Origin of the sequence: Sphingomonas sp. CFBP8993 (genome assembly GCF_034044895.1) — a bacterium.
Taxonomy (GTDB): domain Bacteria; phylum Pseudomonadota; class Alphaproteobacteria; order Sphingomonadales; family Sphingomonadaceae; genus Sphingomonas.
On the sequence record NZ_JAXCWU010000005.1, the window covers coordinates 53,315 to 79,926 of the forward strand.

The following is a 26,612-nucleotide window of genomic DNA, read 5'->3' on the forward strand; positions in this document are numbered from 1 at the left end:
CGGGAGCATGTTTGATGTCGTAGTGATCGGTGGTGGTCACGCGGGAACCGAAGCCGCTGCGGCGGCCGCGCGCCGGGGTGCGCGGACGGCCCTTTTGTCTTTCGATCGCCATGGCCTGGGCGCCATGTCCTGCAATCCGGCGATCGGCGGATTGGGGAAGGGCCATATCGTGCGCGAGGTCGACGCCTTTGACGGGCTGATCGGCCAGGCGGCGGATCAGGGCGCGATCCATTATCGTATGCTCAACCGGAGCAAAGGCACGGCGGTGCAAGGCCCGCGTGTCCAGGCCGACCGACGGCGCTATGCCGGAGCCATCCAGGCGATGCTGGCGGCCCAACCGAACCTGACTATCGTCGAGGGCGAGGCCGAGGCGCTGGTCCTCGACGGCGGCCGTCTGGCGGGTGTGCAACTGGGCGACGGTTCGATCCTGTCCGCTCGCGCGGTGGTGCTGGCGACCGGCACCTTCCTCGGCGGACGGCTCTTCCGGGGTGAGGAACGCCATCTTGGCGGTCGCATCGGTGAGCGTGCCGCGACCCGCATGGCCGAGCAGCTTCGTGCGCTTGGGCTGCCGATGGCGCGGATGAAGACCGGCACACCGCCGCGTCTCGACGGTCGGACGATCGACTGGGCCAGGCTGGACGAGCAGCCCAGCGACACCGATCCCTGGACGATGTCGCCGATGACGGCGGCCCGGCCATTGCCGCAGATCGCCTGCGCGATCACCCGGACCACGGTAGAAACCCACGCGATCATCGCGGCGGCCTTTCACCGTTCGCCTCTGTTCACCGGTGCGATCGAAGCGAATGGCCCGCGCTATTGCCCGTCGATCGAGGACAAGATCAAGCGCTTCGCCGACCGCGACAGCCATCAGATCTTCCTGGAGCCGGAAGGGCTGGACGATCCGCTGGTCTACCCCAACGGCCTGTCGACTTCGTTGCCGACCGATGTGCAGGCGGCGATGATCGCCTCCATGCCGGGGCTGGAGCGGGCGGTGATCACGCTGCCCGGCTATGCGGTGGAGTATGACCATATCGACCCGCGCGCGCTGGATGCGCGGCTGGCGCTGGGCGCGCTGGAGGGCGTGTTCTGTGCCGGGCAGATCAACGGTACGACCGGTTATGAGGAAGCGGCGGGGCAGGGGCTGATCGCCGGGCTCAACGCCGCCGCCCATGCATGCGGTCTGTCGCCCGTCATCCTTGATCGCGCGTCGAGCTATCTGGGCGTGATGATCGACGACCTGGTGTTGCAGGGTGTGACCGAGCCCTATCGGATGCTGACCGCGCGCGCCGAGTATCGGCTGTCGCTACGCGCCGACAATGCCGAGACTCGGCTGGGCGATATCGCCGAGGCTGCAGGCTGCCTGTCGTCCAAGCGGCTGGCGCATCGGCAGGAGCGGCTGGAGCAGCGGGCCGCTTTGCAGGAACGGCTGGGTGTCATACGAACCGCCTCCGATCTGGCGCGTAGCGGTGCGGCGATCGCGCAGGATGGGGCACGGCGGACGGCCTATGAATGGCTGCGGTTCGACGGCGTCACACTTGCCCATGTTGCGCCCGACGCGGCGCAAGGCTGTGACCCGGCCGTCATTGCCGAGACTCTGGAGGATGCGCGCTACGCTCCCTATGTCGAGCGCCAGGCCGAGGAAGTCGCTCGGCTGCGCGCCGACGAACAGATCCTGTTGTCGCCCGCGATCGACTATGAAGCCATTCCGGGCCTGTCGCAGGAGATGATCGACCGGCTCAGCCTCGCGCGCCCTGCCACGCTGGCGGCGGCATCGCGTATTCGTGGAATCACTCCGGCCGCCTTGTCGGCCGTCCTCCTCCACGCCCGAAAGGTGGCGGCATGACCGAAGAACAAGCGCGGGACTGGGTGGTAGAACGGTTCGGCGAAGAGGCCGCCGCGCGAATCGACTATTTCCTGAACCTCGTCATCGTCGAGAACGACCAGCAGAATTTGATCGCGCCCTCGACCATTCCGACGATCTGGGCGCGGCATGCGCTCGACTCGGTACAGCTGATTCCGCTGGCCGATCGTCCCGATGGGCAATGGGTCGATATCGGAACGGGTGGCGGCTTTCCGGGCATGGTCGTGGCACTTGCCTGGCCGGGGCGGATGGCGCTGGTCGAACCGCGCAAGCGCCGGGCGGACTTCTTGCGCGATTGTGCCGAACGTCTGGGGGTGGCGGACCGCGTCACGGTCCATGCCTCGAAGATCGAGGCGGTGGACGTGAAGGCCGATGTTATTTCGGCCCGAGCCGTCGCCACGGTGGAAAATCTTTTGCGCGCCGCCGTCCACTGCGGCACACAGGAAACACGGTGGCTGCTCCCGCGTGGCCGCCTGGACGAGCGCGAGATCAAGACCCTTAAGCGGCAATGGCGCTTCGTGTTTCACGTGGAACATAGCATCACCTCGGCGGACTCGTCGATCGTGATCCTCGACCGAGTAGGGGCCCGATGATCTGCGTTGCCATCGCGAACCAGAAGGGTGGGGTGGGCAAGACCACCAGCGCCATCAACCTCGCCACCGCTCTCTCGGCGACGGGGCTGAACGTCCTGCTGATCGACCTCGATCCTCAGGGTAATGCCTCGACGGGGCTGGGCATTCCCAACAGCCAGCGGATGTTCTCCAGCTATCATGTGCTGCTCGGAGAAGCGCGGATCGACGATGCGGTGGTGCATAGCCAGGTTCCGCGCCTCGATGTCGTGCCAGCGACGGTCGATCTGTCGGGTGCGGAGCTGGAGCTGGTCGATTACGAGAATCGGACGCACCGGCTCGATCATGCGCTGCGCCGGACGCAGGGCAATTGGGATATCGTCCTGGTCGACTGTCCGCCGTCGCTGGGACTGCTGACGATCAACGCGATGGTCGCGTCCGATTCGCTGCTCGTCCCGCTGCAATGCGAGTTCTTCGCGCTGGAGGGCCTGTCGCAGCTGTTGACCACGGTCGAGCGGATCCGTGCGCGGTTCAATCCGGGGCTGGCGATCCTGGGCGTGGCCTTGACGATGTACGATCGGCGCAACCGGCTGACCGACCAGGTGTCGGCCGATGTGCGCGCCGTTTTGGGGGGTGTAGTGTTCGATACGGTGATTCCGCGCAACGTCCGACTCTCGGAGGCGCCCAGCCATGGTTTGCCCGCGCTGATCTATGACCATCGTTGCGTCGGCAGCCTGGCCTATATCGCGCTGGCGCGGGAGCTGATCGCACGCCTGCCGCTCGGCACCCAGCCGGGAGCGGCAGCGGCATGAGCGGCGAGACGAGCGCAAAGCGGCCGCGCCCCGGTCTGGGCCGTGGCCTGGGGGCCTTGCTGGGCGATATAGCTCGCGAGGCGCCGATCCGGCCGGGCGACCAGCCGACTCCGGGCGGCGTACGCATGTTGCCGGTCGGGGCGTTGCAACCGCATCCCGACCAGCCACGCCGCCATTTCGACGAAGCCGCGCTTGATGAACTCGCCGCCTCGATTTCGGCACGCGGGCTGATCCAGCCGATCGTCGTGCGCCCGCATGGCCGGGATTATCAGATCGTCGCGGGCGAGCGTCGCTGGCGTGCCGCCCAGCGTGCGCGGCTGCATGAGGTCCCGGTCGTCATCCGTGACTTCGACGACGCCCAGACGCTCGAAGTCGCGCTGATCGAGAATATCCAGCGCCAGGACCTGAATGCGATCGAAGAAGCCCAGGCCTATCAGCGGCTGGCGGGGGAGTTCGGCCATACGCAGGAGGCGCTGGCCAAGATCGTCCACAAGTCGCGCAGCCATGTCGCCAACCTGCTGCGCCTGCTCGAACTGCCCGACACGGTGCAGAGCCAGGTCGTCAACGGCGCGCTGTCGATGGGCCATGCCCGCGCCTTGCTGGGGGCGAACGAGGTCGAGGCGCTGGCCGACCAGGTGATCGCACGCGGCCTGAGCGTGCGCGAAACCGAAAAGCTGACCCGCGAGGCCAAGGGTGGCGGTCGCAAGGGCTCCTCTGCCTCCGATGGTGAGCAGGGACCGCGTGCTGCCGGGCAGCAGGATGTCGTCGACGCAGACATCGCCGCGCTGGAGGGTCAGCTGGCTGATCTCCTGGGCCTGTCGGTGCGGATCGCGCATGGCGAGAAGGGGGGGACGCTGACGCTCAGCTACTCGACGCTCGACCAGCTCGACATGGTGTGCCAGCGGCTGACCGGTGAGGGTATTTGAAAGCGGGACGCCGTAGCCTTTCGGGGCCTGGCGCAGCTCAAATTCAATTTTTGAGGGGTAGGGGCGTTGGTTGCCCTAACCCCGCCGGGCGATACCTTGTGCGATGATCGTCGCCTCGGCCTCGGCCAGTACCGATCCGGCATTACCCGGCGCCATGACGGCGCGTTCCGCCGCCCGGATTCGCGCCAGGGCGCGCGCGAGCATCGCCGGGGTCCAGCGTCGCAGCGCCTTGGCCGTCTTGGCCTCGTCGCGAAAGAAGACGCGGTGGCGCTTCATCACCGCTTCCACCGGCTCGCCCGCATCGACGTCGGCCCGCATCTCGGCCAGCGCGACCAGCCGCCGGGCGAGCGCGCGCAGCCAGGGGATGGGGGAGGCCCCGCCCTCGTCGAGCAGGGCCAGTTCGCCGCCCAGATCGCCGACGCGACCCTCGACCACCGCCTCGACCGCATCGCCCATCTCGACCTCGCCCAGATCGGCACCGATCGCGTCCATCGCGGCATGATCGACTTCGCGGGGACGGTCGGGGGCGGCATCGAGATACAGAGCGAGCTTTTCCAGTTCGCGCAGCATCACCGAACGGTCGGCGGCTGCCGCCTCTACCAACCGCGCCGGCACGCCGGCGGCCAGGCGCAGGCCCATCTCTCCACCGATGGTGACGGCCAGCCGCTCGGCATCCGCCGCGGTCGGGGCATAGCATCCGAACGCCATCGCGCGCGGCGAATCGAGCGCCAGCTTGACGATCTTGGCCGTCGTCTTGACCGTGGGGGCGATGGCGACGACCGGATTGCCCGCCGACTCGGCTTCGAGCAGCGCGGTAAAGGCGGCCAGTCCTTCTTCGCCCACGCTGGCGATGCGGATATGGCGCGGGCCGCCGAACAACGACATGGACGCCGCTTCATCGGTCAGCCGCGCCGGGTCGCTTTTCAGTGTGGCGGACTCGAGGTCGATCCGCTCGGCCTCCGGGCCCATTGCCTTGGCGAGCACCCGCGCCAACTCGCTGGCCCCGGCTTCGTCGGGCCCGTGGAGCAGATAGAGACGAATATCGGCGCTGGGCCGTCCCAGCGCCTGGCGAATCTGGTTGGCGTTGGCTTTCAAGACCGCAGCGCCGTCACGGGCGGGTAGGGGGCGCCATCGCCTCGCCGGGACGCGACCGGGCATAGGTGGCGAGTCGTGCGACGATCTCGTCCGCCACGATCACCGACAGCCGCTCCAGCGCGGTGTTTTCCGCCGCGATCGTCGCATATTCCGAGCGGACGACGTCGATACCCGCATCCGATCCGGCGGTGGCATCGACCAGCACCGCGTTGCTGGTCTGATCGACAAGCTGATAGCGCGCGCGCAGGATTCGCCGCTCACGCACCACCGAGTCGTCACGCCGCACGCCAAGCCCGCGAATCTGGTCGTCCAGCTTCACGTCCAAGCGATAGCGCGCCGTGCCGCTCTTGCCGCCCAGCCGGTCGTTCAGCGCATTGGCCATCAGCCAACCGGCCTTCCCCTGGATCGGTGCGACCTCGATCTGCGACAGCGCACCCGCCACCGGGCCGGCGCCGCCCCCCGCATAAAGCGGATGCAGGCCGCAACCCGACAGGCCGAGCGTCAGCGCCAGACCGGCAGCGATGAGGGGAAGCGGCTTCATGCGACGATGTTCACCAGACGGTCGGGCACGACGATCACCTTCTTCGGGGTTGCGCCGTCCAGCGCGCGGATGACCTTGTCCGACGCCAGCGCGGTCGCCTCCAGCTGGTCCTTGGGAAGCCCCTTGGCGACGGTCAGCGTGTCGCGCAGCTTGCCGTTGACTTGCACCGCGACGGTGACTTCGTCCTCGACCAGCAGGCTCTCGTCCACGACTGGCCAGGCCGCGTCAGCGATCAGGCCGTCCTGGCCCATGCCCGCCCAGGCTTCCTCGGCCATGTGCGGGACCATCGGGGCGACCAGCAACATGGTGGTGCGGATCGCCTCGTTACGCGCCGCCGACGGCTTGGCCTTTTCGATCGCGTTGACCAGCTCGTACAGCTTGGCGACCGCCTTGTTGAAGGCGAGTGCTTCGATATCTGCCGCGACGCCCGCGATGGTCTGGTGCAGCTTGCGCGAGAGCGGCTTGTCCTCGCCCTCGGCGGCTTCGGAAGCGTCGAACAGACGCCACAAGCGCTGGACGAAGCGCCACGAACCCTCGATGCCCGATTCCGACCAAGGCAGGTCACGCTCGGGCGGGCTGTCGGACAGCATGAACCAGCGTACCGCGTCCGCGCCATACTGATCCACAATGGGTTCGGGATCGACGGTGTTCTTCTTGGACTTGGACATCTTCTCGACGCGACCGACGGTGATCGGGTTACCGGTCGCGATCTCGATGCCGTCGCGGATTTCCCCCGGCGCGAGCCAGCGGCCGTCCGAGGATTTGTAGCTCTCGTGCGTGACCATGCCCTGCGTAAACAGGCCCGCGAACGGCTCCGCCACGTCGATCAGGCCGATATGCTTGAGCGCGCGCGTCCAGAAGCGGGCATAGAGCAGATGCAGGATTGCATGCTCGACGCCGCCGATATACTGGCCGACCGGCAGCCACTGCTTGACCACCTCGGGATCGAACGGACGATCCTTGGGCTGGCTGGCGAAGCGGATGAAATACCAGGACGAATCGACAAAGGTGTCGAGCGTGTCGGTTTCGCGTCGGGCGGGCTTGCCGCAGGACGGGCAGTCGACATGCTTCCAGGTCGCGTGTCGGTCGAGCGGATTGCCGGGCACGTCGAAGGTGACGTCCTCGGGCAATGTGACCGGCAACTGGTCTTTGGGCACCGGCACCGCGCCGCAATCGTCGCAATGGATGATCGGAATCGGCGTGCCCCAGTAACGCTGGCGGCTGACGCCCCAGTCGCGCAGGCGGTACACGGTCTGGCCCTGGCCCCAGCCTTCGCCCTCGGCACGGGCGATGACGGCGGCCTTGGCGGCCTCCACGTCCATCCCGTCGAGCGGGCCGGAGTTCACCAGCCGCCCGGTGCCGGTATAGGCGGTGTCGCCCTCGAACACCGGGACAGCCACGTCGCCGTCGGCGACGACGCGGGTGACGGACAGGCCGTATTTGCGCGCGAAGTCCAGGTCGCGCTGGTCATGCGCGGGCACGCCCATCACCGCGCCCGTGCCGTAATCCATCAGCACGAAGTTCGCGATATAGACGGGCAGGGTGATGCTGGCGTCCATCGGATGCTGCATCCGATAGCCGGTGTCGAAGCCCAGCTTTTCCTGCGTCTCCAGCTCGGCCGCCGTCGTGCCGCCCGCCTTGCAACGCTCGATAAAGGCCGCGGCGTCCGCGTTGGCCTCGCCCAGCTCACGCGCGATCGGGTGATCCGCCGCGATCGCGACGAAGCTTGCGCCGAAGATCGTGTCGGGCCGCGTCGAATAGACCTCGATCGGCGTCGCGAAGGGCGCGACCGGCGCAAAGCGGAACTGCAGGCCCTTGCTGCGGCCGATCCAGTTCTCCTGCATCAGCTTCACCTTGTCGGGCCAATGCTCGAGGGTGGTGAGGCCCTCCAGCAGCTCGTCGGCGAAGTCGGTGATCTTCAGGAACCACTGGTTCAGCTTGCGCTTCTCGACCAGCGCGCCCGAGCGCCAGCCGCGCCCGTCGATCACCTGCTCATTGGCCAGCACGGTCATGTCGACCGGGTCCCAGTTGACCGCCGATTCCTTGCGATAGACCAGGCCACCGGCATACAGGTCGAGGAACAGCGCCTGCTCATGCCCGTAATAATCGGGCTCGCAGGTCGCGATTTCGCGCGTCCAGTCGAGCGCGAAGCCCAGCCGCTTCAGCTGCGCCTTCATCGTCGCGATATTGTCGCGGGTCCAGCCGCCGGGATGGACGCCCTTTTCCATCGCGGCATTCTCGGCGGGCATGCCGAATGCGTCCCAGCCCATCGGGTGGAGCACCTCATGCCCGATCATCCGGCGATACCGGGCCAGCACGTCGCCCATCGTATAGTTGCGGACATGCCCCATATGGATGCGCCCCGACGGATAGGGAAACATCTCAAGGACATAGGACCGGGGCTTGGGGCTGTGGTCGTCAGCGGCGAAGGTGCGCCGTTCTTCCCAGATCCGCTGCCAGGTCGAATCCGATTTCAGGGCATTGTAACGCGAGGCCATCGGTATCGTCTTTTACTTCGTGATCGAGGCACGGCGCAGGTCGCGCGCCTTGGTCAGGATGATGTCTTCCAGCTTCTGGATGGTCGCGGCCTGCACCGGTGCGTCCACCCACTGGCCACCGCGATTGACTTCGCGCAGCGCGGTCACGCGCAGCGCGTCGGCGCGCAGATCCTGGTCGAGGATGGTCACGGTCACCTTCATCCGCTCGGTCGGCACCTGCGGGTTGATGTACCAGTCGGTGACGATGACGCCGCCGTTGGAATCGGTCTGGGTCAGCGGCATGAAGCTGAGCGTGTCGAGGCTTGCGCGCCACAGATAGGAGTTCACGCCGATCGTCGTGACCTTCGACGCGGCCATATCGCCCTGGGGGCGCTCCTTCTTGCCGGCACAGGCCCCGAGCGACAGGGCGGCGATAACCGCGAACGCGGTGGCGGAACGGCGAAGCATCGGCAATATCCTGACTGGGAATAAGGGTTGCCTATCGCCTCTACAGGGGCCCCGTCACCCCGGCAAGCGCCCCGGCGAATCGCGGAAGGCCATTCGATTCTGTGGGGGATGCGCAACACTCGGACAAGATTCGCATTCGCGCCCGTAACAATGGGATCGCTCACGCCGCTTTCCATGTTAGGAGCGAACCTGCAAAGGGTTTCAAGACAAAGGGGTGAGCCGTGTCGTTCGGGCGTGTGGTGATCGGAATCGCAATCGGGGCGCTTGCCGCCACGACCGCGATGGTCGCGCCCGCCATCGGCGCGGTCGAGCAGAACGCCCGGACACCCAAGCGTTCGCTCAGCCTGATGCGCGGCGGTTTCACCCCCGCCGCGGCCGATCCCCGATTGGCGGCGATCTTCGCGCGTAGCGGGCTCGATGCGGGCGATCTGCGCTTTACCCCGGCCGAAAGCCAGCACGGCAACAATCGCGCGGTCAGCGTCGCGGTGCGCGCGCGGACCAGCCGGACCAGTGACGAACGGATCGCGGCGGGCACCGCAGCCACCGTCGGGCTGGCGCCGGTATCCTATAATCTGGGTGCGGCGGTCGGTTGGAAGCGGGTGGCCCTGTCGGGTGACATTGCGCGCGTCGACCTGGCCGGCCTGCCGGGTAGCCGCGAAACCGCCGATGTCGCGGTCAGCTATACCGCCAATCGCTTTACCGGCCGCGTGAAGGCGTCGACCGATCGACCGATCGACGGCGCGCCCAAGCTGGTCGACATGCCCGCCAATTATTCGCTCGACATGGGCGGATCCTATGCGTTGACCCGCAATCTGGATGTGACGGCGGGTGTTCGTTATCGTTCGGATCGCGAGCGGCTGGCACGGATCGACGACGATCGCCGCAACAGCCAGGCCGTCTATCTGGGCACCGCCTTCCGCTTCTGATGCGGCACTGCCCGCCAGGCGGTGGGCGGCGTTTTTTCTCCGATCAGCGTATCTTCGCCGCGATGACGGTCGTGCCGCGTTCGGACCCCTTGATCGCCTGGGCGGGTGCGACGCTGGGATTGGCGGGATAGCCCTTGCCGTCGAAGCGCAGCCGGGCGCGGTAGCCGGGCTGGATTCCACCCCCGGCGACCAGCACGCTCAGGTCGTGCCAGCCGTTCGACATGCTGGCCAGCACGCGGATCGGTGGACGCGTGATACTGATGGTCGAAACGACGCGGTAGCCGGTCAGGGTGAGCGAGAGCACGGTCAGATCGCATCCGCCCGATCCGCACAAATTCACGTCCCGTCCACCCTCGCGACCTTGCCAGGCATAGACCAGCGCCTCGGGACCGCCGTCACCGTTCAGGTCGGAGAGCGCGTGGTCGTAACGTGTCAGCTTCCGGTCACGGACATAGGCGGCAAGGCCCGCCGGAATCGGCGTCGTCACAGTGGCGGTGGCGGTGGCGGTCAGGATCAGGGCGAGCATCGTCGATTCCTCTCAAACCATCGGCGAAGGAGACGATGGTTCGGCGAGAGGGTCAAGCCCGGCAAATCCAGGCATCGATCGCCGCCCAGCCGTGAAAGCGTCCGCGCAACGCCCGGAACCGCGCGGCATCCATTCCCCCCAGCGCGATCCTGGGCAAGCCGAGTTCCCGCCCAATCCGCGCGGCGCGGGCCGGGCCCAGCGACGGCGCGCCGGGATGCGAGCGGGTGGGATGAATCGGCGATACGAACAGCAGGTCGGCCCCGGCCTTCCAGCCCTGTACCGCCTCCGTCTGGTCATGCGCGGGCCAGCTTCGCACACCCGTCGTCCGGCCATGCCTGTGCACCCCGTCGCCGGGCAGGCCACCCCCCGCGACCAGCAGGACCAGCCGCCGCGCCTTGGCGATCCGCCATACCCGGCGATGGATTGCCCGCCGCGCCGCCGGGGGTGTCGCGTGATGGCGGAACACCACCCCCGATCCCGGCGGCAGGCACCTGAGTGCGCGCCACAGCCCGTCGCCCAGCCGTTCGTCGGTCATCAGCCATGTCACGGGGTATCGGTCGGCCATCGGCGCGACTATAGCGCGGGGCATGACCGACGACAGCGTTTCCCGCCTTTCCACCGTTTCCGACCAGCTTCGGCGCGCCGCCGCGCTGGGCGATCACGCCGCCCCGACCCTGATCGCGGTGTCGAAGACGCATGATGCCGACACGATCCGCCCGCTGCTCGAGGCCGGGCACCGCGTGTTCGGCGAAAACCGCGTGCAGGAGGCGGCGGCGAAATGGCCCGCACTGGCCGAGGCGTTTCCGGGTGTCGAACTTCACCTGATCGGCCAGTTGCAGTCGAACAAGGCGGCCGACGCGGTGGCGCTGTTCGACGTGATCCACACCGTCGACCGCCCCTCGCTGATCGCTGCCCTGGCCGAGGCGATGGCCAGGAGCGACAGGCGGCCCGACTGTTTCCTGCAGGTCAATATCGGCGAGGAAGAGCAGAAGGGCGGATGTGCCATCGCCGACGCCCCCGCCATGCTGGAGCAGGCACGCGCCGCCGGGCTGCCGATCATCGGCCTGATGGCGATCCCGCCGCACGGCGTCGATGCCGCGCCCTATTTCGCGCTGCTCGCCAAGATGGCGCGCGAACTCGGCCTGGAAAAGCTGAGCATGGGCATGTCCGACGATTACGAGGTCGCCGCGATGCTGGGCGCCAGCCATGTCCGCATCGGCAGCGCGCTGTTCGGAGCGCGCGGATGAGCCGCTTTGCCGCGCTGCTGTTCGATTTCGACGGCGTCCTGATCGACAGCGAATATGAGGGCAATCGCCACCTGGCCGAATGGCTGACCGCCAACGGCCATCCGCACACGCCCGAAGAGGCGATGCATCATTATATGGGGCTGGCGGGCAAGGACTTCATCGCGACCATCGAGGGGCGGATCGGGCAGACGCTGCCCGAGAGCTTCTATGCGGCACGGCGCAGCGAAGACGTGCGCGCGATGGACGAGGGTGTCGCCGCGATCGCCGGGGCGGTGGATTTCGTCCGCATGCTGCCCGCCGATTTTCCCAAGGCGGTGGTGTCGTCAAGCCCGACCGTCTGGCTCGACCGGCACCTGCGCCATCTGGGCCTGCGCGAGGCGTTCGGCGAGCATGTCTATAGCGGGCGCGAGCATGTCACGCGGGGCAAGCCCGCGCCGGACCTGTACCTGTTCGCGGCGGATCGCCTGGGCGTTCGGATCGAGGATTGCGCGATCCTGGAGGATTCCCCCGTCGGCGCGACTGGCGCGGTGGCGAGCGGTGGGCACGTCATCGGTATGTGCATGGGCACGCACTGCGCGATCGGGCACGACCAGCGGTTGCGGGATATCGGGGTCGCGGCGATCGCGCACGATTATGCGGATGTGCGGCAGGAATTGGGGCTTTAACCCTAGGTGTTTGATCCACCAGACCAGACCTGTTGCGTTACCACCCCGGCGGAGGCCGGGGGCCAGTTGCGAAGGCTTCATTGATGGAGCGAGCCGGACCATCACAACGGCACCCCCGACTGGATCCCGGCCTCCGCCGGGGTGGCGCTTCGGCTTGGATGGATCAAACACCTGGCCCCCGTTCGGCCTGAGCGAACGGGGCGTGGGGTATCGCCTTAGAGCTGGTGCCCGGTCCGGTCCCGCTTGGTCGCCAGATAGCGTTCATTGTGCGGATTGGGCGGCAGGCTGTGCGCCACCCGTTCGACCACCTGCACCCCCGCCGCCTCCAGCCCGGCCACCTTGGCCGGATTGTTGGTCAGCAACCGCACCTGGTCCTGTCCCATCAACGTCAACATCCGCGCCGCCACGCCGAAGTCGCGCGCATCGATCGCGAAGCCCAGCCGGGTGTTGGCGTCGACCGTATCGAAACCCTGATCCTGAAGCTGGTACGCGCGCAGCTTGTTGACCAGTCCGATCCCGCGCCCCTCCTGCCGCAGATAGAGCAATATGCCCCAGCCCGAGTCGGCGATGGCATGGATCGCGGCATGGAGCTGCGGCCCGCAATCGCACTTCAGGCTGCCGAGCACATCGCCGGTCAGGCATTCGCTGTGCAGTCGCACCAGTGGCGGCTGGCTGTTCGGCTGGCCAATCAGCAGCGCGACATGCTCGCCCGCTGCATGGGGCGAGCGGAAGGCGACGATCTCGGCGTCTTCCGCCCCCGCCACGGGCAGGCGCGCGCGGGTGGCGATGGCCAGCGCTTCGGCATTTTCATGCGCGGCGATATCGGCCAGGTCGATATCCGCCTCGACGCCCGTGCCGCCCAGGAAAAAGGCGGGCAGCATCCCGGCGATCCGCGCGAACCGGATCGCCGCCGCCGCGACCGCCGGGTCGGGCAGGGGGAGCGCGCGAAACGGTCCTTTCAACGGGGTGGCGAGGTCGAATTGCGGGTCGGCCAGCGCAGTGGCGGCGGCAAAATCGATCCAGGGGGCACGCTCGACCAGGACGGCGGCGTCGGGATCGGCCGCCTCGATCTGGTTGGTCAGTTTCAACGTCGCGGCGCGCCCGGCCGAGATCAGGACCGGCGCGCGAGCTTCGGGATCGAAGGCGGCAAGGCGCAGCGGATCGGCGGTCTCCACGGCAAGCAAAGGCTGGCCCGCGATCGCGATCGGCCACCCCCGGCGCAATGCGTCGATCGCGCGCGCCGCCGCCTTGGAGTCGGGAAGGCTCAAAAATCGAATTCCGTCATGATCGGGATATGGTCGGAGGGTTTCAGCCAGCTGCGGCATCCCTCGAACACCTGATGGCCGACCGCCTTTTCGGCCACGTCGCGCGTCGCCCACATATGGTCGAGCCGCCGCCCGCGATCCGACGCCGCCCAGTCCTTCGCGCGGTAGCTCCACCAGGTATAGAGCCGCTGCGGCGCGGGGATGAAGTGACGGCCGAGATCGACCCAGTCGTTCGACGCCTGAAGCTTGCCCAGCGTTTCCACCTCGATCGGGGTGTGGCTGACCACGTCGAGCAGTTGCTTGTGGCTCCACACGTCCGATTCGAGCGGGGCGATGTTGAAGTCGCCGGTCAGGATGGTCGGACAGTCGAGCTGGCTGGACCATTCGATCATGCGGCCCAGGAAATCGATCTTCTGGCCGAATTTGGGGTTCACCTCGCGGTCCGCCACGTCGCCGCCCGCCGGGATATAGACATTCTCCAGCCGCACGCCGTTCGGCAGTCGGATGCCGACATGCCGTGCCTCGGCATTGGCCTGCCAGTCCAGACGGTCGTCCTCGACGATCGGCACACGCGCGACGATCGCGACGCCGTGGTGCATCCGCTGGCCGTGGATGATGATGTGGTCGTACCCCAGCGCGCGGAACAGATCGAAGGGGAAGTCGTCATCGACGACCTTCGTCTCCTGGAGGCACAGCACGTCGGGCGCGGCTTCCTTCAGGAATTGCTCGACGATCGCGGCGCGGAAACGCACCGAATTGATGTTCCAGGAGGCGATTTTCACGGGAAGCGATGTAGCGGGGGCAGGGGGGTGAGACAAGGTTACCCGCATAGTGGAGCGGTGCTGCCTATTTCTCTACCACCCCGGCGAAGGCCGGGGTTCAGATGTGGCGGACGATCGAGCGCGCGACGCCTTTGCCTCCCACGCCACGTGATGCGTGCCATCTGCGGCATGGCGACCGGGCCCCGGCCTTCGCCGGGATGGGAGCCGGAAGAAAAACGGAAAGGCCCCCGCTCCGGGGGCATGGAGCGAGGGCCGACCTAGCGTTCGTCACGCAGGCGGGATGAGGGTGCTCATCCGAGCAACAGGGGGGAATCTCGAAGGCCCCTCAACCGCAACGCCTTGATAGGCCAGCGAACCTGTCGCCCGGATGAATGAAACGGCCCCCGACCGTTCAGTTACGGGTCGGTGTCCTCCGCGGGTCGTTGAATCGGAACGCCTTGTCGTCCACCGGCACGCCGAATCGCTGGTTGGACAGGCGGATCGTCGTGCGATTGTTCTGGCTGTCCAGCGCGACCCAGCCCTGCATCATCAGCCCGCCCGGCGCCGCCGGATCGCGCGCGAAGACCAGAGTGATCTTGCCGTACTCGGGATGCTTGGGATCGTTCGCCTCGACCGACAGCAGGCGCGAGTCGGCACTGGGCACGACCTTGGCATAACGGCCGATATCGCGGCTGGGGTCGAGCAGGACGCCCAGCGGCGAGTTCTTGATCGGCCAGCGCTGCACCTGCCGCACGGAATAGTCGATGAAGGTCAGGCTGCCGCCATCGGCGACAATCAGTAGGGGCACGCCCTTTTCATACTGAAACCGGATCTTGCCCGGCTTCTTCATGGTCAGCGTGCCGGTCAGCACCTTGCCCGCGCGGTCCTGTTGGGTGAAGTCGGCGGTCATCGTCTGCACCGATTGCAGGTGCCGCTGCACCGCCGCCAGATCGCCGGTGGCTTGCGCGACGGCGGGCACGGGGGCGGCGACCATCGCCATGGCGGTCGGCGCCAGCAGGGCGGACGCCATCATCGAACGGATCATCAAATCACTCCTTTGGGCACGCCTGTCCTTGCGCGCCGCCTATTGAATGGGTCGTGAATTGCCCGCGTTATAGGGTGAAGGCCGCCTTCAAGCCCAGGATCGTCACGTCATCGGCCTGGGCATAGCCGCCGGGATGGTGGACGAACTGGACGTTGGGCCGCATCTCCAACCATTCGGCGGGGTGGATGCTGTAATAGACCTCCGCCGCATATTCGGAGCCCTGCACGGGCGGCCGGGCGGGGTCGAGCCGCTGGCCGTCCGCCACGCGCCCGTTCACATGGGTGCGCGCCACGCCGAAGCCCAGCACGTCGCCGGGCACGGCGGGGACCAGCCCCTTGTAGAACAGCCCGGCCGCGATCTGGTTGTCCGTCACGCTGGTCGCGCGGTCGGCCTGGGTCGCGTTCAGGAAGACGCTGAGGCCGTTTTCCGCCTTGCCGTCCTTGGTCTCGCCGGTCAGCTGCTGCTGGATATTGACGTACACGCCGTAGCGGCTGGTCCGCTGCAACGGGGCCAGCCCGGTGATCGCGATCGGACGGCGGTTGATGTCGAGGAACACGTCCGCCGCATCCGCCGTCGCGACCCAGCCGCCCAGCTTGTACGATCCGATCTTGCCCGCACTGGCATTGCGGATCCAGCCGACCTCGGCGGGGACCAGCACGCCGGTCGCGCCCTTGAAATGGCCGATGAAGAAGTCGGTATCCAGGTTGCGCGGATTGATCTCATAGACCGCGCCCTGGACATACAGGTCGTCGCGCGGTTCGTAGCGCAGCCGCGCGCCCCACTGGCTGACCGGCCAATTCTGCCAGTAATCGCCGACCAGATTGCCCGGCTGCGCCCCGCAGAAGCTGAGATTCATGAAATGGCAGGAGAAGATGGCGAAATCCTCGCCCGGATTGGTGCGGCCCAGCTTCAGCTCGAACCGCTCGCCGATCCGCTGTTCGTACCAGAATTGCGTCAGGCGCAGCGTCTGGCCGCGCCCATAGACCTCCTGCACCTGTTGCAGCGTGCCGAGATTCGCGTCATCGCTGAGATTGCGGCCACGGCGATAGGTGAGGGTGGCCTGGAACGCCCCGCCCTTCAGCCCCATCACCTTTTCCAGGTCGAACAGCGCGCCCGCGTCGAACTGCCCCGTCTCGCGGAACAGCGTCTTGCGCCCGCCGGTGAGATTGGCCGCGCTTTCCGAGGCATAGCGCGCGGTGACGGTAATGCCCCGCTCGTTGAGCCGGGTGCGAATCTCATGCCAGTCACCGATGATCCCCGGCGGCGGCGTCCGGCGCGTGTCGGCGGTGATCGCCGAGGGGGCGCTATCGGATGGGCGAACGGCGCGGCGGCGGGTAGGGGGCTGCTGCGTATCGCCAACAGCGGCATCGGGGGAGACGCGTGCGGCGGTCGGCACCGGGTCGGTGGTCTGCTGGGGTGCCAGTGGTGCCGCCATCAGCAGCGGAGCCCAACCCCAGACCATCACCATCCCTGCATCCCCTCTTGTTCGATCCCGTCGTTACGGGACGCAAACGACCATAAGGGCAAAAGGTGCCGTTAACGTAAGGTGGCGCAGTTCCTCCCCCCGCAAGGGGAGGAATTTTATCCCTGCTCGGCCGCGCGGACCTGATCGACATAGTCGCCATAGCCCTCCGCCTCCATGTCCCCGAGCGGCACGAAGCGCAACGAGGCGGAGTTGATGCAGTAGCGCAGGCCGCCGCGATCACGCGGGCCGTCGGGGAAGACATGGCCCAGATGGCTGTCGCCATGCGCCGAGCGGACCTCGGTACGAACCATGCCGTGCGTGGTGTCGCGCAGTTCGTTGACGTGCGCGGGCTCGATGGGCCGGGTGAAGCTGGGCCAGCCGCAATGCGAATCGAACTTGTCGGCGGAAGCGAACAGCGGCTCGCCCGAGACGATGTCGACATACAGCCCCGGCTCGCGGGTGTGGAGATATTCGCCAGTACCGGGACGCTCGGTGCCGCTCTGCTGCGTCACATAATATTGCTCGGGCGTCAGCTTGCCAAGGGCTTCCTCGGTCTTGGCGTAACGGGTGTCGGCCATGGGATGTCCTTTCTGGCTCAGGCTTCGGCGGCGATCTGGCGCAGCGCCTGTTCGAACGATTCGGGCGGCTGGCCACCCGAAATGAGATAGCGGTTGTCGATAACGATGGCGGGCACCGATTGGATGCCGCGCCCCTGCCACAGTCGCTCCGCCTCGCGCACCTCGCTGGCGTAGTTTTCAGACGACAGGATCGCGCGGGCCTGTTCGGCGTCCAGCCCGGCACGGGCGGCGGCGGCAGTCAGTACGTCGTGATTCGAGATATCCTCGCCGCGCGTGAAATAGCTGTCGAACAGCGCGTGCTTCAGCGCCGCCTGTCGCCCCTCGACTTCGGCCCAGTGGAGCAGCCGGTGCGCGTCGAAGCTGTTATAGATGCGCGCATCGTCGGTCATCGCCATGGTGAAGCCGACCGCCGCCGCCCGCTCGCGGATGGTGGCGCGGTTGGCGGCGGATTGTTCGGGCGAAGCGCCATATTTGCGACCGATATGCTCGACGATATTCTCGCCCTCCGGCGCCATGGCGGGGTTCAGCTCGAAGGGCTGGAAATGGATCTGGGCCTCGACCGTGTCGCCCCACTCGTCCTTCAGCCGTTCCAGCGCGATCTCCAGCCCGCGTAGCCCGATGATGCACCATGGGCAGGAAACATCGGAAACGAAGTCGATACGCAAAGGGCGGGGCATGGGCGATCCTGCATGATGCGACCGGTCCGATCGCCCCGCTTATGTGGGAAAAGGCCCGACGCCCTGCAACCTCCCCGGGCATTCGGGGGGCGATGTCAGCCGCGCACCGGCACCCAGCGTTCGGGCAGGTGGGGGCGGGGCGAAGCGCGGGGATAGACGGTGCGTACGGCCTCCCCGGAGGTATCGGGTGCGGCTGGTTCCTCGGTCGGGTCCAGGGCGGGGCGGAACTCGCACCATCCCCCCTGCGCGCGCGGGAAGGGGCCGGAGCGGGGAAGGGGCCTGGATAATGCCGGACGGTGGTGCATGTTCGATTCTCCCGCCCGTCCTTCTGGCTGGGCATCACTGTCCGGAACATCCGGGAAAAGCCCTGGTTTCAGTGACATGGTGAGTTTTGGATCGCGGATGCCCGGTGGCGACTTCGTGCAACCGGCCGCTTTGCAAAGCGTACATGGCCCCTGATCCGTATCCCGGATACTCAGGGGGCCGGATTCGAGAGGGAATTGAAACCATGACCAAGACTGTCCTCGTCACCGGTGCGACCGCCGGTATCGGTGCGGGCGCCGCGCGTGCCTTCGTCGCGGCCGGGTGGCGGGTGATCGGCACCGGCCGCCGCGAAGACCGGCTGCGCGCGCTGGCCGACGAGCTGGGCGAGGCATTTTGTCCGCTGGCCTTCGACATTACCGACGAGGATGCGCTGGACGCCGCACTGGCCGGTCTGCCGGATGATTTTGCGGGCATCGACCTGCTCGTCAACAATGCGGGCCTCGCACTCGGCACCAAGCCTGCGCAGGACAGCGACCTGGCCCAGTGGCGCACGATGATCGCGACCAATATCGACGGGCTGATCACCATCACCCACCGGCTGCTGCCCCGCCTGATCGAACGGCGCGGGGGGATCATCAACCTGTCCTCGGTGGCGGCGAACTATCCGTACACAGGCGGCAACGTCTATGGCGGGACCAAGGCGTTCGTGAAGCAATTCTCGCTGAACCTGCGCGCCGACCTGCATGGCAAGGGGGTGCGCGTTACCTCGATCGAGCCGGGCATGGTCGAAACCGAGTTCACCACGGTCCGCACCGGCGGTGACCAGGCGGCGTCGGACACGCTCTATGCCGGATCCGATCCGATGACCGCCGACGATATCGCGGCGACTTTGCTCTGGGTCGCCACGCTGCCGCCGCACCTGAACATCAACCGGCTGGAACTGATGCCGGTCAGCCAGTCCTTTGCCGGTTTCCAGGTTGCCCGAGAAAACTGATCGCCGGATGACTATAGCGGTCGGTGCATCACCAAGGCATCGACCGCCCCCAGATGCGGGTGCCGGAACGCCCCCGGCACCCGTCCGACCGTGGCGAAGCCCAGCGCCGTCCACAGATGCACGGCGGCGGCATTGCTGCTCACCACGAAGTTGAACTGCATCGCGGTGAACCCCCGCGCCCGCGCCTCGTCGAACGAGTGGAGCGCCATCGCCCGCGCCAGTCCGCGTCCGCGCGCGGCGGCGCTGGTCATATACCCGGCATTGGCGACATGGTCGCCGCCGCCCGCCTGGTTCGCGCGCAGATAATAGGTGCCCAGGATCACCCCCTCTTCCTCCACGACGAAGGTCGCCCGGTCCTGGCCCAGCCAATAGGCGATGGCGGCGGCCTCCGGCATGGCGGGGTCGAGCGCATAGGTCTCGCCCGCGCGGATCACGGGCATGATGATCGCGCCGATGGCGGCGGCGTCCGAGGCACAAGCGGGGCGAATCGGCATCGTACCGCCTTTTCCGCAAGCAGGGCGGCTTCGCAATCCCGGATTTCCCCGGATGGCGGCGGGCCATCCGCCCGACCTACGCACTTGCTGGTTTTAGGCTGGGGGTTTTGTCATGCCATTTTCGGACGGAGATCGGGCGCGGTTGCTGATGCTGGCGGAAAAGGATGTCCGCCGCTGGTGCTGCCCGCCCGAGGAAAAGGTGCTGCGGCGCTATTACCCGGACACGCACTGGCTGCGGCTGTTCGAAGGGCGGGTGAGCGAGGAGGACGCGCACCGGTTTCTCGTCACCTTCCAGCTGACCAAGCGCCAGGCCTGGGACAAGCCCGGCGTGGCGAGCGCGATCATGGCGACGCGCGCGGCGGCGACGTTCGATCCGCTGGTCGACATCGCCACGCTGGCGGGCGGGCTGCCGGCTCGCAATGCCCGTCCCCGGCGGCACAGTTCGGCCGCCAGCAAGATCGCGACCTTCACCCGGCCGGAAGCGGACATCTTCATCTGGGACCGGCTGGCCAGCAAGGCGGCCCGGCACCGCGACTGGCATCGCGGTGGGCGGACCGGCCGGCGGCGGCTGCATGCGCTCTATCGCACCGGCGGCCAGCATGATTACCCGTCCTTCTGGCATGCCTGCGACGCGGCGCGGGCCGACGAGCGGGGCAGGGGTGATTTCTGTGACGCGCGCGACCGGCTGATCGCCGATTTCCGGCGCGGCGCGGGCGGCCGGTTCATGGCGGAGCGAATCGACGACGGCTTCATCGAACGCCGCCTGCTCGACAAGCTGATGTTCGCCGAAGGCCAGTTGCTGGAATCGCGGGAAGTATAGGAAAAGGGGGGCAGGATCGCGGGGGGCGACACGGTGCTGTTCGTGTCGTCGCCACCATCATCGGTGACGTTTGCGTTTTCGCGATGCTGCTGAATGGCGCAGCATGTTCGCTGCGAAAACTGGAGCGGGCGAAGGGATTCGAACCCTCGACCCCAACCTTGGCAAGGTTGTGCTCTACCCCTGAGCTACGCCCGCTCTGGCGTTCCGAACCGGCGAACCGGCTGGGGTGAGGCGGGCTATTAGATGTGGGTTTCGAATCCGGCAAGCACTTTTTTCAGATTTTTTACGGCTGGCGACTCCGGCGATAGAACATTACAAGAACATATATGGAGGAGCCCTTCGCCCTGATCGACCGTTTGCGTGGCGCCGCCGCGCGGGGCGCGCGTGCGGGGGAGGCGCCGGGGGCGGGGCGGCAGGACGATGCGATGCCGTGCCTCGACCCGGCCCGGTTGCATGAGATCCATGCCCTTTCCCAGGAGGAAGCGGCCAGCGGGGCCGGTCTGGCGATCGGGTGCGTGCTGGCGGCCGGGGCACGCCCGATCCTGTGGTTGCGCACCGAGGCGGCCGAGCGACAGGGCGGGCGACTCCATGGCCCCGGGCTGGTCGCGATGGGGCTCGACCCCGCCGATCTGGTCGTGGTGGTGGTCGCCGACGATTCGGCGCTGCTGCGCGCGGCGGCCGATGGTGCGCGCTGTCCGGGCCTCGGCACCGTCATCGCGGAAGGCTGGGGGGCGATGCGCGGGTTGGACCTGACCGCCTCGCGCCGGTTGATGCTGGCGGCCGAAGCCTCGGGTGTGCTGATGATCCTGTTGCGCGTCGGGGGACAGGCGGTGCCCAGCGCCGCGGCGACCCGCTGGTCGGTCGCGCCCGCCCCTTCGCGCGTGCTGGCAGCGGATGCGCCGGGTGCGCCCGCTTATGATCTGGAATTGCTGCGTCGACGGGGAGGGCCTGCGGGCGCCCGGTGGCGCGTGGAGTGGAACCGTGACACGCAAAGCTTCGACCCCGCGCCGCTATCTGGCGCTCGTCTTCCCCTGGTTGCCGATCGAGCGGCTGCGGGCCCGGCGCCCGCACCTGTTCGTGGCGCGGGGTGATGCCCCGATCGTCTTTGCCGAATCGGTGGGCGGCGCGATCCGCCTGGCCGCGCTCGATCCGGCGGCGGTCGCGGCGGGGCTGTCGGTCGGGCTGACCCTGGCCGATGCCCGCGCGCGGGTGCCCGAGATCGAGGTCTTTCCGCATGACCCCGGTGCCGATGCCGACTGGCTGGAACGGCTGGCCGAGGGGGCGCGGCGCTACAGCCCGGCGGTGGCGCTCGATCCGCCGCAGGGGCTGGTGCTCGATTCTACAGGCGCGGATCATCTGTTCGGCGGCGAGCGCGGGCTGGCCGAGGATATCGAGACTCGCATGGCCCGGCGCGGCCTGACCGTACGACTGGCATATGGCGACACGCCCGAGGCGGCGCGCGCGCTGGCGCGGCATGCGGGGGCGCCCGCCCCGGACGAGATGGGGGCGATCCGCCGCCTGCCCGTCGCCGCACTGGAACTGGACGAGGACGCGCGGGCGGCGCTGGTCGCGGCGGGGCTGAAGTCGGTCGGCGACGTATTGGCGCGACCGATGGCGACGATCGCGGCGCGATTCGGGCGCGAGGCGGCCACCGCGCTGCGACGGCTGACCGGCGAGGAGGACAGCCTGCTGACCCCGCGCGTCGTCGCCGCGCCGATCGCGGTGGAGCGCCGCTTCGCCGAGCCGGTGGCGCGGACCGAGCATATGCTGGGCGTGCTGGAGGAACTGGCGGGCGAGGCGGCACGCGCGCTGGAGGAACGGCACGAGGGCGGGCGGCGCTGGGATGCGCGGCTGTTCCGCAGCGATGGCGAGGTGCAGGCCCTGCGCGTCGAGACGGGGCAGCCGACCCGCGACCCGGCCGTGCTGCTGCGCCTGTTCCGCGAGCGGATCGAGGCACTGGCCGATCCGCTCGATCCGGGGTTCGGCTATGACCTGATCCGGCTGGATGTCGGCTTGGCCGAGAAGCTCGACGCGGTGCAGTTGCGGCTGGAGGGGGGCGAGGCGAAGTCGGAGGCGGTGGCGGCGCTGATCGACCGGCTGGGCACGCGGCTGGGGCGCGAACGGGTGCGGCGGATCCATCCGCGCGACAGCCATATTCCCGAACAGGCCGAATTGCTGCTGCCCGCGACGGAAGCGGCGCCCAAGGCGGAATGGACCCGGCCCGAGGCAGGGGAGCCGCCGCTCCGCCCGATCCATCTGTTCGACCCGCCCCAGCCGATCGAGTCGCTTGCCGCCGAAACCCCGGACGGCCCGCCCGCGCGGTTCCGCTGGCGACGCAAGATGCATGACGTGGCGCGCGCCGAAGGGCCCGAGCGGATCGCGGGCGAATGGTGGCGGCGCGCCGACATAGCCCCGCCGACCCGCGACTATTACCGGGTCGAGGATGTGCGCGGGCGGCGCTTCTGGATCTTTCGCCACGGCCTCTACAGCGAGACCGAGCGGCCGCGCTGGTATGTGCACGGCCTGTTCGCATGATCGACCTGACACTGGGGACCATCCGGAGGATGGTGGAGGGGTGTCACGGCTTGCGAGGATTGGGACGCTCACAACCGGGGACACCCCTCCGTCAGGGCTTTGCCCTGCCACCTCCCCTTGCAGGGGAGGAAAAGATTAAATGCCCGACTTCGCCGAACTGATCGCGGCGACGCATTACTCCTTCCTGGACGGTGCGAGCCCGGCGGAGGATATGGTCAAGCAAGCCATCATGCTGGGATTGGACGGACTGGGCGTTGCCGATCGCAATACGGTGGCGGGGGTGGTGCGCGCGCACCGGGCGCTGCGGGAAATCCGCGAGGAACTGGGCGGGCATATGCCGCCCTTCGAACTGGTCGTCGGTGCCCGCCTGGTCTTTGCCGACGGCACGCCGGATATCGTGGCCTATCCGATCAACCGCACCGGCTGGGGACGGCTGACCCGTTTGCTGACCGTAGGTAACAAGCGGGCCCGGAAGGGCGGCTGCATCCTGGGGCTGGGCGACCTGACCCGTCATGCCGAAGAGATACTGTTGATCGCGCTGCCCGAATCCTCGGCGCGGCCCTGTGAGCCGATGGCGGAGGCGATGCTGCCCCCGAAACGGGCCGATCCGGGGCTGGCGGCGACTCTCGACCGGCTGGTGGCGGTGGCGGCGGGGCGGGTCTGGCTGGGCGTGACCATGCCGCGATCGGGCGCGGACCGGCGTCGGCTGATGGCGCAGGGCGCGCTGGCCGAGGCGCGGGGGGTGCCGCTGCTCGCGACCACCGATGCGCTGTTCGCCACACCCGCCGACCGACCGGTACAGGATATACTGACCTGCATTCGCGAGGGGCTGACCATCCGCACCGGCGGGCGGCGGCTGGCAGCCAATGCCGAGCGGCACCTGAAACCCGCGTCAGAGATGGCGCGGCTGTTCGCCGACCGGCCGGGGGCGGTGGCGGAGAGCGTGGCGATCCTCGAGCGGATCACGTTCCGGCTGGATCACATCGCCTATCACTATCCCAACGAACCGATACCCGAAGGGTGGGCAGCGCAGGACTGGCTGGAAGACCTGGTCTGGAAGGGGGCGGCAGAGAAATTCCCCCAGGGGGTTCCGGCCAAGCTCCAGTCCACCCTGACGGAGGAACTGGGGCTCATCCGCGACTGCCGATACGCCCATTATTTCCTGACCGTGCATGATGTCGTGCAGCATGCGCGCAGCCTGGACCCGCCGATCCTGTGCCAGGGGCGGGGCTCGGCGGCCAATTCGGCGGTGTGCTGGATCTTGGGCGTCACCTCGGTCGATCCGACCAGGCATGACCTGCTCTTCTCGCGCTTCGTCTCGAACGAGCGCAAGGAGCCACCCGATATCGACATCGACTTCGAGCATGAGCGGCGCGAGGAGGTGATCCAGTATATCTATGACCGCTATGGCCGCCACCGCGCCGCCATCGCCGCGACCGTCATCCATTATCGCCCGCGCAGCACGGTGCGCGAGGTCGGCCGGGCCTTGGGGCTAAGCGAGGATGTGACGCAGCGGCTGACCAGTACGGTCTGGGGCAGTTTTTCAAGGCAGTTCGAGGAGAAGCGCTTCCACGAAACCGGCTTCTCCCCCGACAATCCGGAGATCGCGCGGTTGCGCACCCTGGTCGACCGGCTGCTGGGCGCGCCGCGGCATCTGTCGCAGCATGTCGGCGGTTTCGTGCTGACCCAGGGGCGGCTGGACGAGACGGTGCCGATCCACAACGGCGCGATGGAGGGGCGGACCTTCATCGAGTGGGACAAGGACGATATCGACGAGCTGAAGATCATGAAGGTCGACATATTGGCGCTCGGCATGCTGACGTGCATCCGCAAGGCGTTCGACCTGATGGAGGCCAACGGCCTCGACCGTCCCGACCTCACCGATCTGGCCCAGGACGAGGACGAGCGGGTCTTCAGGATGCTGCAAAAGGGCGACAGCATCGGCGTGTTCCAGGTCGAGAGCCGGGCGCAGATCAACATGCTGCCCCGGCTGAAGCCCCGCGAATTCTACGACCTGGTCGTGCAGGTCGCGATCGTCCGGCCGGGGCCGATCGAGGGCGACATGGTCCACCCCTATCTGCGCCGACGGTCGGACAAGGAGGTCGTGACCTATCCTTCGCCGCATCCCGATCATGGTCCGAAGGACGAACTCTACCAGTTGCTCCACAAGACTTACGGCGTACCGCTGTTTCAGGAACAGGCGATGAAACTCGCCATCACCGCCGCGGAGTTTACCCCCGACGAGGCCAACCAGCTTCGCCGCGCCATGGCGACCTTCCGCAATGTCGGCACGATCCAGAATTTCCGCGAGAAGATGGTCGGTGGCATGGTCCGGCGCGGATACGAACAGAATTTCGCCGAACGCTGCTTCAAGCAGATCGAGGGGTTCGGCTCCTACGGCTTTCCCGAAAGCCATGCGCTGTCCTTTGCGCGGCTGGTCTATGTCTCGGCCTGGTTGAAATGCCATCAGCCCGCGATCTTCACCTGCGCGTTGCTCAACGCCCAGCCGATGGGGTTCTACGCCCCCGCGCAACTCGTTCGCGATGCGCGCGAAAATGGCGGGGTCGAGGTGCGGCCGGTCGATGTGAATCACAGCGGCTGGGACAATCGGCTGGAACGGCGCGACGACGGCGCCTTCGCGCTTCGGCTGGGCTTCCGCCAGATCGACGCATTCCGCGAAGCCTGGGGCAGGGAGATTGCGGACCACGCCCCCTATGACGCGATCGAGGCGGTCGCCATCCGCGCCCGGCTGCCCCGCCGCGCGCTCGATCTGCTGGCCCAGGCCGACGCCTATCGCTCGCTGGGGCGTGGGCGGCGCGAGGGGCAGTGGGAGGCGCGGCGGATGAAGTCGGCGCAACTGCCGCTGTTCGCGGCGATGGAGGCCCCCGAAATGGCGGCCGAACCCGATGTCGCGCTGCCGCCCATGCCGCTGTCCGAACAGGTCAGCGCCGATTACCGGGCGACGCGACTGTCGCTGAAGGGCCATCCCATGGCGTTCCTGCGCCGCGAGCTGGCGGCCGAGGGCATCTTGTCCGCCGCCGATCTCCACCGGCTGGCCGATGGGCGACGCGCCAAGGTGGCGGGGGTGGTGCTGGTCCGCCAGCGGCCGGGCAAGGGCAATGCGATCTTCGTCACGATCGAGGACGAGACGGGCATCGTCAACGCGCTGATGTGGGCGCGCGATTTCGAGGCGAACCGGCGCGCCGTGATGGCATCGCGGCTGATGCTGATCCACGGCGTCGTCCAGCGTAGCGAGGAGGGCGTCGTCCACCTGATGACGGCGGGTGTCGAGGATCGTAGCGCGATGCTCGCCCGGCTGGAGGACGTGCCCGCCGTCGCCACCCGGTCGCATGATCCGCGCGGGACCCCGGCCCAGCGCGGCGTCCATCCGCGCGATGTCCGCCTGCTGCCGCGCTCGCGGGATTTCCACTGAAATGTGATCCCGTCCATGCTCCACCCCCGGCGAAGGCCGGGATGGTGTGGCAGGTCGTGCAACGATCCATGGACCGGGACACCCCGCCGTCAGGGCCGTGCCCTGCCGCTTCCCTTTTCAGGGGAGGAATGCAACCATGCCGATTTATACGAACGATCCGCCCGCCAA

The 26,612-nt window shown here is 67.7% G+C and carries 25 protein-coding genes and 1 tRNA gene; 12 read left to right on the plus strand and 14 right to left on the minus strand.

What is annotated here, in order from left to right:
* The first annotated feature begins 7 nt into the window (after positions 1-7).
* The 4 genes from mnmG to SOM26_RS11385 are packed head-to-tail and all read left to right on the plus strand — an operon-like array spanning position 8 to position 4,168.
* A complete protein-coding gene (gene mnmG, locus SOM26_RS11370) occupies positions 8-1,843 on the plus strand; it encodes a tRNA uridine-5-carboxymethylaminomethyl(34) synthesis enzyme MnmG (protein WP_320452841.1) in 1,836 nt (611 codons plus the stop codon).
* Entirely contained in the window at positions 1,840-2,454 is a 615-nt protein-coding gene (rsmG, locus tag SOM26_RS11375) for a 16S rRNA (guanine(527)-N(7))-methyltransferase RsmG (RefSeq protein WP_320452842.1), read from the plus strand. Before mnmG ends, rsmG begins: the two co-directional genes overlap by 4 nt.
* Positions 2,451-3,242: a ParA family protein gene (locus tag SOM26_RS11380; RefSeq protein ID WP_320452843.1), complete on the plus strand. Its 792-nt coding sequence runs from the start codon at positions 2,451-2,453 to the stop codon at positions 3,240-3,242. Before rsmG ends, SOM26_RS11380 begins: the two co-directional genes overlap by 4 nt.
* Complete coding sequence (locus SOM26_RS11385; RefSeq protein ID WP_320452844.1) at positions 3,239-4,168, plus strand: ParB/RepB/Spo0J family partition protein; 930 nt, start codon at positions 3,239-3,241, stop codon at positions 4,166-4,168. Before SOM26_RS11380 ends, SOM26_RS11385 begins: the two co-directional genes overlap by 4 nt.
* Before the next feature lie 75 nt (positions 4,169-4,243).
* On the opposite strand, the gene holA is transcribed toward SOM26_RS11385, so the two are convergent.
* The 4 genes from holA to SOM26_RS11405 are packed head-to-tail and all read right to left on the minus strand — an operon-like array spanning position 4,244 to position 8,749.
* Positions 4,244-5,263, minus strand: coding sequence for a DNA polymerase III subunit delta (gene holA / locus SOM26_RS11390; RefSeq protein WP_320452845.1), 1,020 nt, complete (start codon positions 5,261-5,263; stop codon positions 4,244-4,246).
* A 13-nt stretch (positions 5,264-5,276) separates the two neighbouring features.
* Positions 5,277-5,804 (minus strand): LPS assembly lipoprotein LptE, encoded by a 528-nt coding sequence (gene lptE, locus SOM26_RS11395; protein WP_320452846.1) that lies wholly within the window; start codon positions 5,802-5,804, stop codon positions 5,277-5,279.
* Entirely contained in the window at positions 5,801-8,302 is a 2,502-nt protein-coding gene (gene leuS, locus SOM26_RS11400) for a leucine--tRNA ligase (RefSeq protein WP_320452847.1), read from the minus strand. The genes lptE and leuS overlap by 4 nt, the downstream gene beginning before the upstream one ends.
* Positions 8,303-8,314: 12 nt before the next feature.
* A complete protein-coding gene (locus SOM26_RS11405) occupies positions 8,315-8,749 on the minus strand; it encodes a DUF3576 domain-containing protein (protein WP_320452848.1) in 435 nt (144 codons plus the stop codon).
* Between the two features lie 221 nt (positions 8,750-8,970).
* Here SOM26_RS11405 and SOM26_RS11410 point away from each other — a divergent pair, with 221 nt between their 5' ends.
* The gene (locus tag SOM26_RS11410) at positions 8,971-9,675 is read left to right on the plus strand and encodes a hypothetical protein (RefSeq protein WP_320452849.1); all 705 of its coding nucleotides are present in this window, start codon (positions 8,971-8,973) and stop codon (positions 9,673-9,675) included.
* 43 nt (positions 9,676-9,718) lie between these two features.
* Here the strand turns inward: SOM26_RS11410 and SOM26_RS11415 are convergent, their stop codons facing one another.
* Both SOM26_RS11415 and SOM26_RS11420 read right to left on the minus strand, forming a co-directional pair.
* On the minus strand, positions 9,719-10,201 hold the full coding sequence (locus SOM26_RS11415; protein WP_320452850.1) for a COG3650 family protein: 483 nt from the start codon (positions 10,199-10,201) through the stop codon (positions 9,719-9,721).
* Between the two features lie 52 nt (positions 10,202-10,253).
* Positions 10,254-10,766 (minus strand): thiamine phosphate synthase, encoded by a 513-nt coding sequence (locus SOM26_RS11420; RefSeq protein WP_320452851.1) that lies wholly within the window; start codon positions 10,764-10,766, stop codon positions 10,254-10,256.
* Between the two features lie 22 nt (positions 10,767-10,788).
* Between SOM26_RS11420 and SOM26_RS11425 the strand changes: the two genes are divergently transcribed.
* Both SOM26_RS11425 and SOM26_RS11430 read left to right on the plus strand, forming a co-directional pair.
* The gene (locus SOM26_RS11425) at positions 10,789-11,448 is read left to right on the plus strand and encodes a YggS family pyridoxal phosphate-dependent enzyme (RefSeq protein WP_320452852.1); all 660 of its coding nucleotides are present in this window, start codon (positions 10,789-10,791) and stop codon (positions 11,446-11,448) included.
* Complete coding sequence (locus SOM26_RS11430; RefSeq protein ID WP_320452853.1) at positions 11,445-12,113, plus strand: HAD family hydrolase; 669 nt, start codon at positions 11,445-11,447, stop codon at positions 12,111-12,113. Before SOM26_RS11425 ends, SOM26_RS11430 begins: the two co-directional genes overlap by 4 nt.
* A 215-nt stretch (positions 12,114-12,328) precedes the next feature.
* On the opposite strand, the gene ribA is transcribed toward SOM26_RS11430, so the two are convergent.
* From ribA to SOM26_RS11460, 6 genes are all read right to left on the minus strand, one after another.
* Entirely contained in the window at positions 12,329-13,381 is a 1,053-nt protein-coding gene (gene ribA / locus SOM26_RS11435) for a GTP cyclohydrolase II (protein WP_320452854.1), read from the minus strand.
* Positions 13,378-14,208, minus strand: a complete 831-nt coding sequence (locus SOM26_RS11440) for an exodeoxyribonuclease III (RefSeq protein WP_320452855.1) — start codon at positions 14,206-14,208, stop codon at positions 13,378-13,380. The genes ribA and SOM26_RS11440 overlap by 4 nt, the downstream gene beginning before the upstream one ends.
* Before the next feature lie 343 nt (positions 14,209-14,551).
* Positions 14,552-15,184 (minus strand): LolA family protein, encoded by a 633-nt coding sequence (locus SOM26_RS11445; protein ID WP_414712054.1) that lies wholly within the window; start codon positions 15,182-15,184, stop codon positions 14,552-14,554.
* Between the two features lie 67 nt (positions 15,185-15,251).
* Positions 15,252-16,652 (minus strand): carbohydrate porin, encoded by a 1,401-nt coding sequence (locus tag SOM26_RS11450; RefSeq protein WP_320452856.1) that lies wholly within the window; start codon positions 16,650-16,652, stop codon positions 15,252-15,254.
* Positions 16,653-16,765: 113 nt separating this feature from the next.
* Complete coding sequence (gene msrB / locus SOM26_RS11455) at positions 16,766-17,227, minus strand: peptide-methionine (R)-S-oxide reductase MsrB (RefSeq protein ID WP_320452857.1); 462 nt, start codon at positions 17,225-17,227, stop codon at positions 16,766-16,768.
* A gap of 17 nt (positions 17,228-17,244) precedes the next feature.
* Positions 17,245-17,904: a DsbA family oxidoreductase gene (locus SOM26_RS11460; RefSeq protein ID WP_320452858.1), complete on the minus strand. Its 660-nt coding sequence runs from the start codon at positions 17,902-17,904 to the stop codon at positions 17,245-17,247.
* A 508-nt stretch (positions 17,905-18,412) separates the two neighbouring features.
* Between SOM26_RS11460 and SOM26_RS11465 the strand changes: the two genes are divergently transcribed.
* Complete coding sequence (locus SOM26_RS11465; RefSeq protein ID WP_320452859.1) at positions 18,413-19,162, plus strand: SDR family NAD(P)-dependent oxidoreductase; 750 nt, start codon at positions 18,413-18,415, stop codon at positions 19,160-19,162.
* A gap of 11 nt (positions 19,163-19,173) precedes the next feature.
* On the opposite strand, the gene SOM26_RS11470 is transcribed toward SOM26_RS11465, so the two are convergent.
* Entirely contained in the window at positions 19,174-19,656 is a 483-nt protein-coding gene (locus SOM26_RS11470; protein WP_320452860.1) for a GNAT family N-acetyltransferase, read from the minus strand.
* A gap of 148 nt (positions 19,657-19,804) precedes the next feature.
* On the opposite strand from SOM26_RS11470, the gene SOM26_RS11475 reads away from it, so the two are divergent.
* Positions 19,805-20,476, plus strand: a complete 672-nt coding sequence (locus tag SOM26_RS11475) for a hypothetical protein (RefSeq protein WP_320452861.1) — start codon at positions 19,805-19,807, stop codon at positions 20,474-20,476.
* Positions 20,477-20,596: 120 nt separating this feature from the next.
* Here the strand turns inward: SOM26_RS11475 and SOM26_RS11480 are convergent.
* Positions 20,597-20,671: transfer RNA gene (locus SOM26_RS11480), tRNA-Gly, on the minus strand.
* A gap of 131 nt (positions 20,672-20,802) precedes the next feature.
* Between SOM26_RS11480 and SOM26_RS11485 the strand changes: the two genes are divergently transcribed.
* The 3 genes from SOM26_RS11485 to SOM26_RS11495 all read left to right on the plus strand — a co-directional run bounded on the left by SOM26_RS11485 (position 20,803) and on the right by SOM26_RS11495 (position 26,444).
* Positions 20,803-21,567 (plus strand): ImuA family protein, encoded by a 765-nt coding sequence (locus SOM26_RS11485; protein ID WP_320452862.1) that lies wholly within the window; start codon positions 20,803-20,805, stop codon positions 21,565-21,567.
* Complete coding sequence (locus SOM26_RS11490; RefSeq protein WP_320452863.1) at positions 21,458-23,011, plus strand: Y-family DNA polymerase; 1,554 nt, start codon at positions 21,458-21,460, stop codon at positions 23,009-23,011. The genes SOM26_RS11485 and SOM26_RS11490 overlap by 110 nt, the downstream gene beginning before the upstream one ends.
* 139 nt (positions 23,012-23,150) lie before the next feature.
* On the plus strand, positions 23,151-26,444 hold the full coding sequence (locus SOM26_RS11495; RefSeq protein WP_320452864.1) for an error-prone DNA polymerase: 3,294 nt from the start codon (positions 23,151-23,153) through the stop codon (positions 26,442-26,444).
* Positions 26,445-26,612: the final 168 nt, after the last annotated feature.

Coding starts and splice junctions, on each gene's coding strand:
- mnmG (WP_320452841.1), top strand. CDS start 8: ATGTTTGATGTCGTAGTGATCGGTGGTGGTCACGCGGGAACCGAAGCC.
- rsmG (WP_320452842.1), top strand. CDS start 1,840: ATGACCGAAGAACAAGCGCGGGACTGGGTGGTAGAACGGTTCGGCGAA.
- SOM26_RS11380 (WP_320452843.1), top strand. CDS start 2,451: ATGATCTGCGTTGCCATCGCGAACCAGAAGGGTGGGGTGGGCAAGACC.
- SOM26_RS11385 (WP_320452844.1), top strand. CDS start 3,239: ATGAGCGGCGAGACGAGCGCAAAGCGGCCGCGCCCCGGTCTGGGCCGT.
- lptE (WP_320452846.1), bottom strand. CDS start 5,804: ATGAAGCCGCTTCCCCTCATCGCTGCCGGTCTGGCGCTGACGCTCGGC.
- leuS (WP_320452847.1), bottom strand. CDS start 8,302: ATGGCCTCGCGTTACAATGCCCTGAAATCGGATTCGACCTGGCAGCGG.
- SOM26_RS11405 (WP_320452848.1), bottom strand. CDS start 8,749: ATGCTTCGCCGTTCCGCCACCGCGTTCGCGGTTATCGCCGCCCTGTCG.
- SOM26_RS11415 (WP_320452850.1), bottom strand. CDS start 10,201: ATGCTCGCCCTGATCCTGACCGCCACCGCCACCGCCACTGTGACGACG.
- SOM26_RS11420 (WP_320452851.1), bottom strand. CDS start 10,766: ATGGCCGACCGATACCCCGTGACATGGCTGATGACCGACGAACGGCTG.
- SOM26_RS11425 (WP_320452852.1), top strand. CDS start 10,789: ATGACCGACGACAGCGTTTCCCGCCTTTCCACCGTTTCCGACCAGCTT.
- SOM26_RS11430 (WP_320452853.1), top strand. CDS start 11,445: ATGAGCCGCTTTGCCGCGCTGCTGTTCGATTTCGACGGCGTCCTGATC.
- SOM26_RS11440 (WP_320452855.1), bottom strand. CDS start 14,208: ATGCGGGTAACCTTGTCTCACCCCCCTGCCCCCGCTACATCGCTTCCC.
- SOM26_RS11445 (WP_414712054.1), bottom strand. CDS start 15,184: ATGATCCGTTCGATGATGGCGTCCGCCCTGCTGGCGCCGACCGCCATG.
- SOM26_RS11450 (WP_320452856.1), bottom strand. CDS start 16,652: ATGGTGATGGTCTGGGGTTGGGCTCCGCTGCTGATGGCGGCACCACTG.
- msrB (WP_320452857.1), bottom strand. CDS start 17,227: ATGGCCGACACCCGTTACGCCAAGACCGAGGAAGCCCTTGGCAAGCTG.
- SOM26_RS11460 (WP_320452858.1), bottom strand. CDS start 17,904: ATGCCCCGCCCTTTGCGTATCGACTTCGTTTCCGATGTTTCCTGCCCA.
- SOM26_RS11465 (WP_320452859.1), top strand. CDS start 18,413: ATGACCAAGACTGTCCTCGTCACCGGTGCGACCGCCGGTATCGGTGCG.
- SOM26_RS11470 (WP_320452860.1), bottom strand. CDS start 19,656: ATGCCGATTCGCCCCGCTTGTGCCTCGGACGCCGCCGCCATCGGCGCG.
- SOM26_RS11475 (WP_320452861.1), top strand. CDS start 19,805: ATGCTGGCGGAAAAGGATGTCCGCCGCTGGTGCTGCCCGCCCGAGGAA.
- SOM26_RS11485 (WP_320452862.1), top strand. CDS start 20,803: ATGGAGGAGCCCTTCGCCCTGATCGACCGTTTGCGTGGCGCCGCCGCG.
- SOM26_RS11495 (WP_320452864.1), top strand. CDS start 23,151: ATGCCCGACTTCGCCGAACTGATCGCGGCGACGCATTACTCCTTCCTG.